This window comes from Pseudomonas sp., assembly GCF_035554175.1.
In the GTDB taxonomy this organism is placed as follows: domain Bacteria; phylum Pseudomonadota; class Gammaproteobacteria; order Pseudomonadales; family Pseudomonadaceae; genus Aquipseudomonas.
This window is the reverse complement of record NZ_DATMIV010000019.1, coordinates 222,768-236,909: the sequence shown is the minus strand read 5'-3', so window position 1 is coordinate 236,909 and position 14,142 is coordinate 222,768. Positions and strand designations below refer to the sequence as shown.

Genomic DNA, 14,142 nt, shown 5'->3' with positions numbered 1-14,142 from the left:
GCGTCCGGTGCAGATACGGTGACGAAGGTGGTTTGACGCTAACAAGAATCGACGCGGGCGTAACCTGTCAGATCTGACAGGTGCACAAGAACGTTTTGTATGCATGGACGAGTTTTTTATCGCCAATGTGCATTTGGTTTTTTTGGCAGGCATGAAAAAGGCCGGCCCATCGTGTGATGGGCCGGCCTGTTTTTTGCGCAACGCTTACTGCACTTCGACCGCCAGGCTTTCGCTGATCTTCTGCTGCCAGATCGCCGGGCCGGTGATGTGCACCGACTCACCCTTGCTGTCCACCGCGACGGTGACCGGCATGTCCTTGACCTCGAACTCGTAGATCGCTTCCATGCCCAGCTCGGCGAACGCCAGTACTTTGGACTTCTTGATCGCCTGGGCCACCAGATAAGCGGCGCCGCCTACGGCCATCAGGTAGACGGCCTTGTTGTCCTTGATCGCGTCGATCGCCGTCGGGCCGCGTTCGGACTTGCCGATCATGCCCAACAGGCCGGTCTGCTCGAGGATCTGACGGGTGAATTTGTCCATCCGCGTAGCCGTGGTCGGGCCAGCCGGGCCAACCACTTCGTCACCGACCGGATCAACCGGGCCGACGTAGTAGATGAAGCGGCCCTTGAGGTCAACCGGCAGGGTTTCACCCTTGTTGAGCATCTCGACCATGCGCTTGTGCGCCGCGTCGCGACCGGTGAGCATCTTGCCGTTGAGCAGCACGGTTTCGCCCGGCTTCCAGCTCTGCACGTCTTCCGGGGTCAGGGTGTCCAGGTTGACGCGGCGCGCCGACGGGCCGGCTTCCCAGACGATTTCCGGATAGGCGTCCAGCGGTGGTGCTTCCAGCGAGGCCGGGCCGGAACCGTCGAGCACGAAGTGCGCATGACGGGTGGCGGCGCAGTTGGGGATCATGCACACCGGCAGCGAGGCAGCGTGAGTCGGGTAATCCATGATCTTCACGTCGAGCACGGTGGTCAGGCCGCCGAGGCCCTGGGCGCCGATGCCCAACTGGTTGACCTTCTCGAACAGCTCCAGACGCATTTCTTCGATGCGGTTCTGCGGGCCACGGGCCTTGAGCTCGTGAATGTCGATGGATTCCATCAACACTTCTTTAGCCATGACCGCGGCTTTCTCGGCGGTGCCGCCGATGCCGATGCCGAGCATGCCCGGCGGGCACCAGCCAGCGCCCATGGTCGGAACGGTCTTCAATACCCAGTCGACGATCGAGTCGGACGGGTTGAGCATGGCCATTTTCGACTTGTTCTCGGAACCGCCGCCCTTGGCCGCCACGTCCACTTCCACGGTGTTGCCCGGGACGATGGAGTAGTGAATCACCGCGGGGGTGTTGTCCCTGGTGTTCTTGCGAGCGCCCGCCGGGTCGGCAAGGATCGAGGCACGCAGGACGTTTTCCGGCAGGTTGTAGGCGCGACGCACGCCTTCGTTGATCATGTCGTCCAGGCCCATGGTGGCGCCATCCCAACGCACGTCCATGCCGACACGGACGAACACGGTGACGATACCGGTGTCCTGGCAGATCGGGCGGTGGCCGGTGGCGCACATGCGCGAGTTGATCAGGATCTGCGCCATCGAATCACGGGCCGCTGGCGATTCTTCGCGCAGGTAGGCTTCGTGCATCGCCTGGATGAAATCCACGGGGTGGTAATAGGAAATGAACTGCAGGGCGTCGGCGACGCTCTGAATCAGGTCATCTTGCTTGATTACGGTCATGAGTCGCGCTCCTCTAAAAAACGGTGGGGCAGCTACAAGCTTCCAGCTTCGAGCGGCAAGTTAAAGCAGTACGCGGACAGCTTGAGCTTGCCGCTTGAAGCTTGCGGCTCGTAGCTGTCCCTCTGTGGCGCGACGCTAAAAAGGCGCGGCAGTATACCGCGGCTCGGTTGGGCGTACACGCACCAGCAGTCATTCGTTGCGGCAGCTGCAAGCTGCAAGCCTCGAGCGGCAAGTTAAAGCAGTAGGCGGACAGCTTGAGCTTGCGGCTTGAAGCTTGCGGCTTGTAGCTGCCCTTCCGGGCCGGGCGGGCCACACTTTTGACGCCATTTTCCCGGCCCGAAAATCGGTGGTCATTTATCGACTACGCCTCTAAAGTGGCATCCGGTCTGTAGAGTAGGACACTCGGTCAGCCTCCTATCGCACGGTGAGTCAACGATTGACCCATAACGCCATTCAACGCCTTTTGCTCAAACGCTTCGCCCTCGCTGCGGCCACCTACGGATTGGCTTTGCTGCTGCTGTGGCTGGCGTTTTTTACCGGGCATTACCAGCAGTCGCTCAGTGGCGTGGCCATCGGCAGTGCCCTGGTGGTGATCAGTCAGGCGACCCTGTTCGGGCTGTTCTGGAGTGGTCGCAATCAACGCTTCGCCGACCCCAGCCTCACCGAAGCGCAAGTGCTGCTCGGGCTGGGCTGGCAGACCTGGCTGATCGCCCATGTCGACGAGGCGCGCGGTGCGTTTCTGGTGTTTTATGTGCTGATTCTGCTGTTCGGCCTGTTCCACCTCACGCGTCGGGTGTTCATACGCTGCGCACTGCTGGTGTTTTTCAGTTTCTGCGCCATCACGCTGTGGGACGGTTACCACTTCCGTTTGGCCGAGCCGGCGCTCGCAGCGTTGCAGGTGTGCATTCTGGCGATGGTGCTGGCGTGGCTGGTGCTGTATGCGCGCTTCGTCCAGGTGTCGCGCCAGCGCCAGCGTCAGCGCCGCTTTGCTTTGCAGGCGCATCAGGACACCCTGCGCGGGATGATGCGCCAGCTCGAAGACCTGGTCGCCACCGACGAACTGACCGGGCTGTTCAATCGCCGACATTTCCTGCGCCTGGCCACCCGTGAGCTGAATGCGCTGGACGACGATGTGATGCATGGTCTGGCCTTGATCGATCTGGATCACTTCAAACGCATCAACGACCTGCACGGCCACGCCGCCGGTGATCAGGTATTGCAGGCGTTCGCCGGTGTGGCGCAGGCCTGTCTGCGCGAGGGCGATGTACTGGCGCGTTATGGTGGCGAAGAATTCGTCGTGCTGTTGCCCGACTGCGATGCCGAACGGCTGACCGCCTGCTGCGAACGTTTGCGCATCGCCTTCAGCGAGGTTGAATTGATGGGCCTGCAAGTACGCAATCTGAGCCTGTCGGCGGGCATGACCTTGCTGGCAGTCGGTGACGATCTGGACGAAGCCTTGCAGCGCGCCGATCAGGCGCTGTACCGCGCCAAACGTGACGGGCGCAATCGTTGTGCGGCCGCATGGGAGAACGTCGATGCCTGAGCTGCGCGTCGGTGAACGACACTGGACAGTGGAGGCGGGCAGCAACCTGCTCGATACCCTGAACCGCCACGGCGTCGCCGTGCCCTACAGCTGCCGCGCCGGCAGTTGCCATGCCTGTCTGGTGCAATGCGTGCACGGTCTGCCCTTTGACAACCGCCCGGACGCCTTGACCGCCGAACAGCGCCAGCAGGGCTGGCGGCTGGCTTGCCAGTGCCAGGTGAGCGAAGACTTGCAGGTGCATACCTTCGACCCGATCACCGATGGTCGCCCGGCAGTGGTCGAAGCGCTGGACTGGCTCAGCGATAACGTCCTGCGTCTGCGCCTGACCCCTCAACGGCCGTTGCGCTACAGCGCCGGCCAGCATCTGGTGCTGTGGATCGACCACATCGCCCGCCCGTATTCGCTGGCGAGCCTGCCGGAAGAAGACCGCTTTCTCGAATTTCACCTCGATTGCCGCCAGCCCGGCGAATTCATTGATGCTGCACGCAAGCTGCAGATCGGCGACGCTATCCGCCTGGGCGAGCTGCGCGGCGGCGCGCTGCACTACGACCCGGACTGGCACACCCGAGCGCTGTGGCTGCTGGCCGCCGGCACCGGTTTAGGCCCATTGTTCGGCGTGCTGCGCGAAGCCCTGCGCCACGATCATCAGGGCGCCATTCGCGTCATTCACCTAGCCCATGACGCTCGCGACCACTACCTGGCCAAACCCCTCGCGGCACTGGCTGCGCAGCGGGAAAACCTCAGCGTCGAGCTGTGGACAGCGGCCGAGTCCGCCGCCGCTTTGGCGCAACTGCGCCTTGTTTCCCGGCAAACCCTGGCTCTGGTCTGCGGCTCGACGGCCAGCGTCGATGCCTTCGCCAAGCGACTCTACCTGGCCGGACTGCCGCGCAACCAACTGCTGGCGGACGTGTTTCTGAGCCGTGGTTGAGCGCTGACGGGCTTGAGGCGTATTCAGCTCAAATAGCGCAGGATCACGCCCTCAGCGTTACCGTCGGTACGCTGAACGCCGGCCGCGACGATTTTTTTGTCATTCTGCAAAGTCAGTGCATTGAAAAAGGTCCTGCCGTTTACCTGAGTCGCTACCCAACCACGCCCGTGGAATGTCTCGTCCAGCGTGCCGTCGCTCAGCAAACGCGCCACCACGCCCAGCATTGACTTGTCCGCAGGTGCGATGGCGCCGCACAGAACGATCTTTCCATCGGGTTGCATCGCCCCGGCTGCCCAGTAGGTTATGTTTCCCAGTTGTGTGAGCAACGGTTTTGCACCGTTGAACTGAATGTTGTACTTGCCATCCGGTTCGAGGCTGATCAAAAGACCTTGCCCATCATCGGTTGCACCGATCCCCAGGAGTCGGTTGTTCGGCTGGCCAATGACCGCGTTGAGATGACCGAATTCGGGCAATTCCTGTGTCGGGATGAAGAATCCCCCGGTGCCGAAACGAGCATCAGGTTGCCCGTCGCGTGTATAACGCGCCATCAATGGCCTTGCTGACAGGGGGGCTGGCCGGAGATTGCCCACCACAACGATCGTCCCGTCCTTGTCAAGAAATCCACCGCGCAGTACTACGTGGGTCTGATCGGCTCCGGGATAGATGACCTGGACGTAACCTTTCTGGTTGAACGAGGTGTCCAGCGAGCCGTCGCGGTTGAGCACAAACAGGTAAGCACGGGTATCTGCCAGGTGACTGACAACATAAGTGCGAGTCACCAGAATTTTCCCCTCATCCAGTGGTATGACGCTTGTCGATGAGTCCTGACTTTCATTCATGTCAGATGCCGCACTCTGGATCGGATCTTCGGCGGCATCCGGCATTCTGAGAATCACGTAACCATCGTCACCACCGAATTCAAGGTCGCGCGTGCCGTCTGAGGTGAATCTGGCCAATGCCGGAACCGAGTTGCCAAACACCCGCCCGAGCAGCAGGATTTTTCCGTCAGGAAGTACAGTGATCGAAGTACCGCCTGATTCCGACTGCATTGAAAAGTGGCCACTGGTGATGCCGTTTTCTCCGAAATCAGGATCAAGCGTGCCATCAGGTTTCAAGCAACCTAGCAGGTAGACTGAATGGGCAGCGCCTGCGCGCACCTTTCCAGTGAAATAAAGACGTTGTGCTGTAGAGGAGTATTGCGCCTTGATGTCATTAAGGATCGACTCACGTCCCAGGTGGGGGAGGTCGAGCAAAAAAATCCCGGCGTCTGCGAAGTCCTTATCAAGTGCAGCGTCGTCCTGAGCTAACCGTTTCGTGTCGTTCATACCGCTCTCCTTGAGTGTATGGGGGCGACTCGATTAGCTGCCGAAGAATGTTCGCGGTCTACTGTCAGGTCTGACAGTAGACGCCAGCGTCGCTTTTATGTATCGCCAATAAAAAGCCCCGCCATTCACATGGCGGGGCTTTGGTTTTTCAGCGCCTGGTAATGCCGACCAGCTGCTGGTTGCTTTCTGGCCGGACTACCGTGCAGTCAACTGCTGGCCGAGGTGTTACTGAGCCATGGTTGAGCGCTGACTTTCATGCTGGTTCGGCCGTTACACCTTTTCACGTGAGGTAACGCAACAAGGCACTTTTTCCGCCGGGAAGTTTGGCGCAGACCAGAATTTTCTCGTCTTGCAGCGTCATGCCATAGGCCGATTGCACCCCATTTTCCAGACGTGTGCGCACCCAGCCTTGGCCATCGTTGAACTCAGGGTCGAGGTCAGCGTCGATGAACCGCGCAACGACGATGTCTGCCTGCCCCCTTTCGCCCAGGCCCCCGACAAGCACAATCCTTCCGTTTGCTTGAACGGCTGCGCCGCTCCACGTTGTAATCGCATCGGGTTGCAGCTCGGTGTAGAGCGGCTGGCCTCTATTGAACTGAATGTTGGGGCTGCCGTCAGGTTCAAGGCTGGTCATCACGCTTGCGTTGTCGTGCGTGTCGCCGAATCCGAGGATGCGTTGATTGGGTTGCATGACCGTGGCCTTGATCATATGGGCGTGCGTTGCGCTGCCAATGGTGACAAACCCATGTTCGCCAAACTGTTCATCCAGTACCCCGAATGGATCGTAGCGCACGAACATGGCCGAGCTGGGTGTTGCGGAATCGTCGTACACATTGCCGCAACCCAGATACTTGCCATCAGGCTGCACGGTCACGTGCCTCAGCACCGTGGCATTAAGCATGTAATCGGGGTGAATCACCGGTAAGTAACCGATCTGGTTGAAACTGGTGTCCAGAGATCCGTTTTCGTGCAGCCGAATAAGCACTCCCTGGATCTGGCTGAAGTTAAAGAAATAGTTGAGGGACGTAAGAATCTTGCCATCTGGCAATATGCTGACTCTGCCATTCGCTGCGCTTTGGCCGCTGGAGTGCAGAGAGTTGTTGTCAGGTTCAGCAGAGGGTTTTGGCGGGGACGACCGCTCCGTCGGCGGCGATAGCACGATGTTGAGGACGGTGTGGCCATTTTCGCCAAAGTCCTTGTCTATCCAGCCGTCCACGCCCACGCGTGAGAACGCTGCACAGCGCCGCTCTTGTCCAGACATGACCGTACAGTTGACGACAACTTTGCCATCGCTCTGGAACGCAAAAGACTGGACTTGCTCGATCCCGAAGCCTTCATAAATCCACTGAGCGAAGCCTGAATCGCCGTAACCCGAATCGAGAGTGCCATTTGCTTCAAAGCGACCCAATACGCACGCGCTTGCCGGCACCGACCCGCCACTGACCGTGCCTGCAACGTAGATTTTCTGATCCGGACCGGTTTCTACGCAGCTGATCGTGATCGATGGGTAGTCGTGATGGATGATCGTTGCGACTCCGTCCCTCCCGAACTCTGGATCAAGTTTCCCGGCGTCATTGCTGTTGTGTCTGATCATGATGTCGTCATCCGCGGTCAAGTGTTGAGGCAAACCGCGACAGCGGTTTCGCCCGGCGAACACCCATTTCGCGCTTCCCCAGCGCAGACGTCTACTGTCAAACCTGACAGTTGACGGTGCGCAAAAAAACGCGATTGCCCGTCTCGCGGGCGAAAAAAAGCCCCGCCATTCACATGGCGGGGCTTTGGTTTTTCAGCGCCTGGTCTATCAGACCTGCGGATCACCGACATGCAGGATCTTCATGCCGTTGGTGCCGCCGGTGGTGTGGTAGCTGTCGCCCTTGGTCAGGATGACCCAGTCGCCTTTTTCCACCACGCCGCGCTTGGTCAGTTCGTCGATCGCCTTCTGGCTGACTTCGTGCGGTTCCAGCGAGGCCGGGTCGAACGGGATGGTGTAGACGCCACGGAACATCGCTGCGCGGGCCTGGGCTTCGCGGTGCGGGGTGAACGCGTAGATGGGCACCGAAGAGCGGATGCGCGACATGATCAGCGGGGTGAAGCCACTTTCGGTCAGGGCAATGATCGCTTTGACGCCCGGGAAGTGGTTGGCGGTGTACATGGTCGCCAGCGCGATGCTTTCGTCGCAGCGGCTGAATTCCTTGCCGATGCGATGGCTGGAGGTCTTGCCGGTCGGGTGCTTTTCCGCGCCGACGCAGATGCGTGCCATCGCCTGCACGGCTTCCAGCGGGTACAGGCCAGCGGCGGATTCGGCCGAGAGCATCACGGCGTCGGTGTAGTCGAGCACGGCGTTGGCCACGTCGGACACTTCGGCGCGGGTCGGCATCGGGTTCTGGATCATCGACTCCATCATCTGCGTCGCCACGATCACCGCCTTGTTGTGGCGGCGTGCGTGCAGAATGATTTTCTTCTGGATGCCCACCAGCTCGGCGTCGCCGATTTCCACACCGAGGTCACCCCGGGCAACCATCACCGCGTCGGAGGCCTTGATCAGACCGTCGAGGGTCTCGTCGTCTGCCACGGCTTCGGCGCGCTCGATCTTCGCCACCAGCCAGGCGGTGCCGCCGGCCTCGTCGCGCAGTTGACGGGCGTATTCCATGTCGGCAGCGTCGCGCGGGAAGGACACCGCGAGGTAGTCGACTTCCATTTCAGCGGCGAGCTTGATGTCGGCCTTGTCTTTTTCCGTCAGGGCCGGCGCGGTCAGGCCGCCACCACGACGGTTGATGCCTTTGTGATCGGACAGCGGGCCGCCGATGGTCACCACGCAGTTGAGTTCGGTGGCGGTGGCGGTTTCAACGCGCATCACCACGCGGCCGTCGTCGAGCAGCAGCTCGTCACCCACGCCGCAGTCCTTGACCAGATCCGGGTAGTCGATGCCGACCACCTGCTGGTTGCCTTCGGTCAACGGATGGCTGGTGGAGAAGGTGAACTTGTCACCGATCTTCAGCTCGATCTTCTTGTTGGCGAATTTGGCGATACGGATTTTCGGGCCTTGCAGGTCGCCGAGCAGGGCGACGAAGCGGCCATGTTTGGCAGCGAGGTCACGCACCAGCTTCGCGCGAGCCTTGTGCTCGTCGGGGGTGCCGTGGGAGAAGTTCAGACGGGCGACGTCCAGACCAGCCAGAATCAGCTGTTCGAGAACTTCCGGCGAGTTACTGGCCGGGCCAAGGGTAGCGACGATTTTGGTACGACGGACGGACATGCAAAGACTCCTGAGTTCAAGCGCAGGCAGAGGCTACTATGCTCGAAGGGTGTAGTCATTGTTCGAATGCACTACTTATCGTTTTCTTTATTGAACGTGGCCACTTTGGGACAAACACGCCTGAAGATTTCCGACCAGGGGTCGATACAGAGCACAAGACAGGAGAACCGAAATGCGATTGTTGCCCATTGCCGCCCTTGCCCTCAGCGTCCTCGCCGTCACGGGCTGTACCCGCTGGTCGATGAACCATCATTTGAACAATGCCTACAGCGCCTATGAGCGAGGCAACTGCGAGCAGGTCATGCTCGAGCTGTCCAAGGTCGAACGCGCCAGCCGCGCCCGCCCGTATGTGTGGCCGGAAGTGTCGATGATGCGCGGTCAGTGCCTGGAGCGGCAGAAGCTCTACATCGACGCGGTGCAGACCTACCAGTTCATCATTGCGTCGTACCCGAACAGCGAATACGCCTATCGCGCCCGTGCGCGTCTGGAAACCCTGCAGAGCCTGGGTCATTACCCGACGCGCAGTGCCGCGGCGGTGGTGCGTCCGACGCGCTTCTGACAGGATTGTCGTACAAAATCTGGCCGTCTGTACAAGCTGAGCTATAGTCCAATGACACCGGTTCAGAGCGATGTCTCTGGTCGGCGCAACACCTGCAACTGGCATGTGAAGCAAGTGAAGGCGCTCGGGCGACCTTTGCACCGGAAGCGGGGAGAGCGTGGCCATGCAAGCCGCGTTCCGAAGCAAGGTGTGGCTCCGGTCAGGGAGCCCTGCATGGCGAACTGCGCATGTTTACCGACCGTCGAATCGAGCGGCACCAGTTGCCGTATTACCTCAGAGTGTTCAACAGCGTCACCGACAAACCCGTCGGTTTTCTCGGCAACGTGTCTGCAGACGGGCTGATGCTGATCAGCCAGTTGCCGATGATGGTCGGCGCGGATTTCCAGTTCCGCCTCAACGTGCCCGCCTGCGATGGCAGCCAGCAAATCATCGATTTCAGCGCCTGCTGCGTGTGGTGTCATGAAGACGCCACGCCGCTGCATTACGACGCCGGTTTCATCCTGCGACGCGCGCCGGCGGAGTTCGGGCAGTTGGTGCTGGCGTTGCAGCAGTATTTCAGCTTTCAGCCGCTGCCGGCGTCGGCCTGAACTGTAAAAGATCGCAGCCTTCGGCAGCTCCTGCAGGGGGAACGCGTTCCAAAATGCAGGCGCTGCCGAGGGCTGCGATCTTTTGATCTTGACATCACGCCAGCGCAATCGCCCGCTCGTGATCCAGCGCCTTCTCCGCCAGCAACAAGCCCATCTCACTCAACTGATAGATCGCCATCGCCAGATGTCGAGGCTTGTCCTCGAGGCTGTCGGCCAGGTCGAGCAGCAGGATGCTGACCGAAGAAAAGGTTTCGTAGGTTTGAATGGCCATCGCTTCGGGGTTGATGTCGGGCGCGACCATGAACATCTGCATGCCGCGATCCACGGAATTGCGCGAGGGTGGGGCGGCGGGTTTTTTGAGGTAATGGTCGAGGGCTTTTTCGGCGGCCTCGTGGAGCTTGTTTGAATCGGGGGACGCGTAGGGAGAAGTCGAGTCTTCGATTTCCGGGGGATTGGGTGTTGGTTTGATCATGATCGTATTGCCTCTATGAAGGCCATCACCTGTTCGCGACTAAACGAAAAGGGGTGGCGGCTGTACGCAGGTTAGTCGACCGGGAGGCATACGAATTACCGGCGCGCCCGAGGGCGCCCTGCGCACAGCCACCATCAAGTGCGGGGATAGGGAATACCCGACTGGATGACGCTTATGCACCTTCATATACCTACCGGGCGACTAAACCCGACCACTGATTGGCAGCGGCATGGATCACGTTACGGAGCATCGGCAAAGTGCACAAGCCGGCGGATTCTGAGGGATGTGTAGGCAACGGCGCAACCTGCTGCAGCCGCGTGTTAATGACTGAAGGACGTCTGCATGTTGCTGTGTGGGAATAGTTACCGTTGGTCGGGACTGTCAGATTTTACAGGTGCCTGCGCACTGGCGTGTTCTGTAAAAACAAGACTGGCTGCCAAACTTAGCGAGAGGAGAACAATCATGTCAGAGGGTACTTTTATTCCTGAGGAGGGTGAGCGTGCTCCGAACGAAGATGACGGAAGTTCAGATGTTCACGCTTTGCTGCCTCTCGAGTTTCTCCATGCATCCAGCACGATTCTTCTCGCCCCCGATACGCCGCTTACATTCAGTATTCCATCGTCCGTCGGAGAATATAATCAGGCGTGGATGGACTTTCATTCTGGAAACACCAGCAGGACTATTCTTGATGGAGATTGGTTTCAGGCGGTTCATTGGAACACTATCCAGGTCAATGGACTTGTGGAAGGAAGGGCCAGATTTGATGGGGTGTGGAGGAGAGGTACCGTGTGGGCACCATGGACCTCTCAGTATGTTGAAGTGAGGGTGCCTGCCGCGTTCGGCCCCAGTGATGCTGTTGCGGTCGCCGGGGTGGTGGCAGGTACTGCCCGTCCGGGCAGTGTGATAAAGCTTGTGCGTCCTGCCGACAAAGCCGTAATGAGTACCACGCACCCTACTCAAGATTGGGGGCGGTGGAGTGTCACCTTGTCGGCCGGCCTTGCTCAAGGCGTGCACGACCTGCAAATCCGTGAAGACGTCGACGGAACGCTGGGTCGATATACCGAGACGAAGAGGTTCTTCGTTCTAGGCAAAATCAAAATCACATCCCCGGATAACAATCTGCCCGTCGAGAGTGTTCAACCCGTCATCAGGGGCCGCGGGGCGCTCAAGGGCGCCACAATTAATGTTTACATATCGGGTTCATTGGTGCTTGTGGCTTCTTTCGAAGCGGTTTCCGACGGCGATTGGCTCGCAACCAGTACCCATACTTTTGCGCGAGGGGCTCGCTACACCCTGATTGCTCAACAGAGAAAGGGCGACATCGTCTCCGGCTGGGGGGATCCTCAAGAGTTTTATCTTATTGGCCCTCCAGTATTTACAGCGCCAAAGCCTGATCCCGCTGCGCCGCCAATCGTGGACGTGGAATCGATTTTCGAGGGGACCGGCGGCGCCGGTTTTCATCAGGACAGGGTCGACGTGTATTCAGAGCAAATGGGGAGCGATGCCGTGACTGTGGGCTGGCCTGATGCTGTCACCGGCAAATGGCGCGCAGAAGCCACCCTGACACCGGGCCCTCATTCGATTTTCGGAACGCAAACAGTCAAGGGGGTTACCTCAAGAACAACTGAACCTTTCGGCATACGGGTGCGCACGGACAAACCGACGGTCACCTACACGCAAGCCAATGAAACGATCACATTCTCCGGCACCGGACATTTCGACGAGAAACTCAGAACCGAAGTCGGGTTTACCATTCTCGAAAGTACAGCCGACCCGATGCCGGACGCGCCTCAAAGTGCAGAAGTACGGCCCGACGGCACCTGGAAAACCACCGCCACGGGCTGGGAATTTGGCACCTATAAATTAAATGCTGTTCAGAAGATCAGAGACAACGCCAATGGCTGGATCGAGTCGCTCCCCGTTACCTTTGAAGTGAAAAAAATCCTCCCTGATGTCAGTGATGTGCAATACACCAGGGATTACACACCGACCCTCAGCGGCACAGGCTTCAACGGAGCCACGGTGCAGCTGCGCCGGCCCGATAGCGAAGATCTCGAGGCGCCTGCTGTGGTGGTCGCGGGCGGTCGCTGGTCAACCAAGGTCTCGACTGAGTGGGGGCCGTCATTCGAGCGTCAAGTGAACATCAAACAGTTTCTCGACGTCCACCAGTCACCGAACTGGCACATTCTCAAAGTCACCATCCCACCGAAGGCCCCAGGCTTGAACGACCCCGAGGAAGACGGCCTCTCGCCGAAGCTGAGTGGCACTTGCTGGCCGGGGGCAGCCGTTAATATCCAGTACAGCGACGAATCCAGCATTGTCCATAAAGGAGTTGTCAGTGGTAACACGTGGAAGTTCCGGCGCGACAAGGAGTTTGCTCTGGATGTCACGCATACTGTCACGGTAACCCAACTCGCCGCACAGCAGACTTCGGAGCCGGTGTCCAAGACCTTCACGGTCAGAATACCGATGGTCGCACCTGTGATTACCCAGCCAGAAGATGGCTCGGAAGTTGGCGCCCTCGTAACAGTCAGGGGCGAGCAGGGCATGGCGCGCGCCACGTTGCAGCTGCGTGACAAGCGTTTTGATCGTCCCTTGGGCGATCCGAAAGTATTGAGCCAGGACGGCGACTGGTCGATCGATCTGAGCCTTCAGCAATTCAGGCTCTACACCTTCGACGCCCGGCAGACACTGGATGGGCGGCCGTCGCTTGACAGTAACGAGCATAAATTGACGGTGGTGCTGTTACCGCCAGAAATTCTCCAGCCGGCGAAAAACGGCAAGTTGCCACGCACTGCAATGATCAGCGGCACGGGAATGAAGAATGGCCGTGTCGAAGTCTGTCTGGAGGGGCTTGCCGAGCCTCTCCTGACGAATGTCATTGTGGGCAGCGATGGCAATTGGCAAGGCGAAGTGACGTTGCCGGTGGGTAGCAAAACCATCCGGGCCCGGCAGACGTTCATGGATGAAGACGGCACGCTGCAGGAATCGAAAGACAGTGAGTGGGTGCCATTCGCCGTGGTCCCGGCCGCACCCTTCATTGAAACTCCGGTTGAAGATGGCAATGTCGGCAGGCAGGTAGTGGTGTCCGGTTTTGGTGTGCCGGGCGATACCGTTACGGTGGCACTGGTGGGGCCCGCGTGCTCAGCGCCGACGAGCGCAATCGTGCAGGAAGATCGCACTTGGTCGGTGATGCTCGATGCCGCTTCACTCGACGGGGGGCATTACCGGCTGCAAGCAATCGCATCACTGGATGAGTTCGAATCGTTCGAGACGTTGCGACCAGTAGACCTGGGCACTTTTTTGCCCGTTCTCGACGAGCCAGCGGCGGGACGCTGGGTCAGTCATCCAGTGCCATTTGCCGGACGCGGCCTTCCAGGCGTGGGTAGCGTCGTGAGTTGGTACAACCCGGATGTGCAGTGGGTGCCGACGTTGCCGGTGATCGATGAGCAGTGGCGCGGTGAGGCGACGCGGGCACTGCCCGTAGCGGGTAATTGGTACCGTTTCCGGCAGACCTTCACTGACGGAGCGGATGACGCAACGATGTCCGATTGGGTCGACAGCGCGCGTTTTGAAGTCGAGGCAGCACGCCGGCCTACTGACGATTCCGGAAACTCTGATTTCGACGAACGGTTATAAAACCTGTCAGATCTGACAGTGGACGTCAACGCTATCCAAGCGCTAAATCGTACTCACCGAATGCGCAGCCTGACGAAGGACGTCAGGCTGCGCCGGTCAGTTGCAGCC

At 59.5% G+C, this 14,142-nt stretch carries 10 protein-coding genes; 5 read left to right on the top strand and 5 right to left on the bottom strand.

Translation table 11 applies throughout. The features are described 5' to 3' along the window. Positions 1 to 204 precede the first annotated feature (204 nt). Positions 205 to 1,728: a fumarate hydratase gene (locus VNV36_RS09365; RefSeq protein ID WP_325717514.1), complete on the bottom strand. Its 1,524-nt coding sequence runs from the start codon at positions 1,726 to 1,728 to the stop codon at positions 205 to 207. A gap of 436 nt (positions 1,729 to 2,164) precedes the next feature. On the opposite strand from VNV36_RS09365, the gene VNV36_RS09360 reads away from it, so the two are divergent. Then, complete coding sequence (locus VNV36_RS09360; protein ID WP_325717513.1) at positions 2,165 to 3,271, top strand: GGDEF domain-containing protein; 1,107 nt, start codon at positions 2,165 to 2,167, stop codon at positions 3,269 to 3,271. After that, positions 3,264 to 4,199, top strand: a complete 936-nt coding sequence (locus tag VNV36_RS09355) for an iron-sulfur-binding ferredoxin reductase (RefSeq protein WP_325717512.1) — start codon at positions 3,264 to 3,266, stop codon at positions 4,197 to 4,199. The genes VNV36_RS09360 and VNV36_RS09355 overlap by 8 nt, the downstream gene beginning before the upstream one ends. Before the next feature lie 23 nt (positions 4,200 to 4,222). On the opposite strand, the gene VNV36_RS09350 is transcribed toward VNV36_RS09355, so the two are convergent. From VNV36_RS09350 to pyk, 3 genes are all read right to left on the bottom strand, one after another. Next, positions 4,223 to 5,524, bottom strand: coding sequence for an NHL repeat-containing protein (locus VNV36_RS09350; RefSeq protein WP_325717511.1), 1,302 nt, complete (start codon positions 5,522 to 5,524; stop codon positions 4,223 to 4,225). Between the two features lie 280 nt (positions 5,525 to 5,804). Then, positions 5,805 to 7,118, bottom strand: coding sequence for an NHL repeat-containing protein (locus VNV36_RS09345; protein WP_325717510.1), 1,314 nt, complete (start codon positions 7,116 to 7,118; stop codon positions 5,805 to 5,807). Between the two features lie 207 nt (positions 7,119 to 7,325). Continuing rightward, positions 7,326 to 8,777, bottom strand: coding sequence for a pyruvate kinase (pyk, locus tag VNV36_RS09340; RefSeq protein ID WP_325717509.1), 1,452 nt, complete (start codon positions 8,775 to 8,777; stop codon positions 7,326 to 7,328). 172 nt (positions 8,778 to 8,949) lie between these two features. On the opposite strand from pyk, the gene VNV36_RS09335 reads away from it, so the two are divergent. Both VNV36_RS09335 and VNV36_RS09330 read left to right on the top strand, forming a co-directional pair. Further along, positions 8,950 to 9,336, top strand: coding sequence for a tetratricopeptide repeat protein (locus tag VNV36_RS09335; RefSeq protein WP_208939991.1), 387 nt, complete (start codon positions 8,950 to 8,952; stop codon positions 9,334 to 9,336). Positions 9,337 to 9,563: 227 nt separating this feature from the next. Then, positions 9,564 to 9,923, top strand: a complete 360-nt coding sequence (locus tag VNV36_RS09330) for a PilZ domain-containing protein (protein ID WP_325717508.1) — start codon at positions 9,564 to 9,566, stop codon at positions 9,921 to 9,923. A gap of 94 nt (positions 9,924 to 10,017) precedes the next feature. On the opposite strand, the gene VNV36_RS09325 is transcribed toward VNV36_RS09330, so the two are convergent. Further along, positions 10,018 to 10,395, bottom strand: coding sequence for a DUF6124 family protein (locus VNV36_RS09325; RefSeq protein WP_325717507.1), 378 nt, complete (start codon positions 10,393 to 10,395; stop codon positions 10,018 to 10,020). 462 nt (positions 10,396 to 10,857) lie between these two features. Between VNV36_RS09325 and VNV36_RS09320 the strand changes: the two genes are divergently transcribed. Next, positions 10,858 to 14,034, top strand: a complete 3,177-nt coding sequence (locus VNV36_RS09320) for a hypothetical protein (protein ID WP_325717506.1) — start codon at positions 10,858 to 10,860, stop codon at positions 14,032 to 14,034. The last annotated feature ends 108 nt before the right edge of the window (positions 14,035 to 14,142 follow it).

Coding starts and splice junctions, on each gene's coding strand:
- VNV36_RS09365 (WP_325717514.1), bottom strand. CDS start 1,728: ATGACCGTAATCAAGCAAGATGACCTGATTCAGAGCGTCGCCGACGCC.
- VNV36_RS09320 (WP_325717506.1), top strand. CDS start 10,858: ATGTCAGAGGGTACTTTTATTCCTGAGGAGGGTGAGCGTGCTCCGAAC.
- VNV36_RS09355 (WP_325717512.1), top strand. CDS start 3,264: ATGCCTGAGCTGCGCGTCGGTGAACGACACTGGACAGTGGAGGCGGGC.
- VNV36_RS09345 (WP_325717510.1), bottom strand. CDS start 7,118: ATGATCAGACACAACAGCAATGACGCCGGGAAACTTGATCCAGAGTTC.
- VNV36_RS09335 (WP_208939991.1), top strand. CDS start 8,950: ATGCGATTGTTGCCCATTGCCGCCCTTGCCCTCAGCGTCCTCGCCGTC.
- VNV36_RS09325 (WP_325717507.1), bottom strand. CDS start 10,395: ATGATCAAACCAACACCCAATCCCCCGGAAATCGAAGACTCGACTTCT.
- VNV36_RS09350 (WP_325717511.1), bottom strand. CDS start 5,524: ATGAACGACACGAAACGGTTAGCTCAGGACGACGCTGCACTTGATAAG.
- VNV36_RS09330 (WP_325717508.1), top strand. CDS start 9,564: ATGTTTACCGACCGTCGAATCGAGCGGCACCAGTTGCCGTATTACCTC.
- pyk (WP_325717509.1), bottom strand. CDS start 8,777: ATGTCCGTCCGTCGTACCAAAATCGTCGCTACCCTTGGCCCGGCCAGT.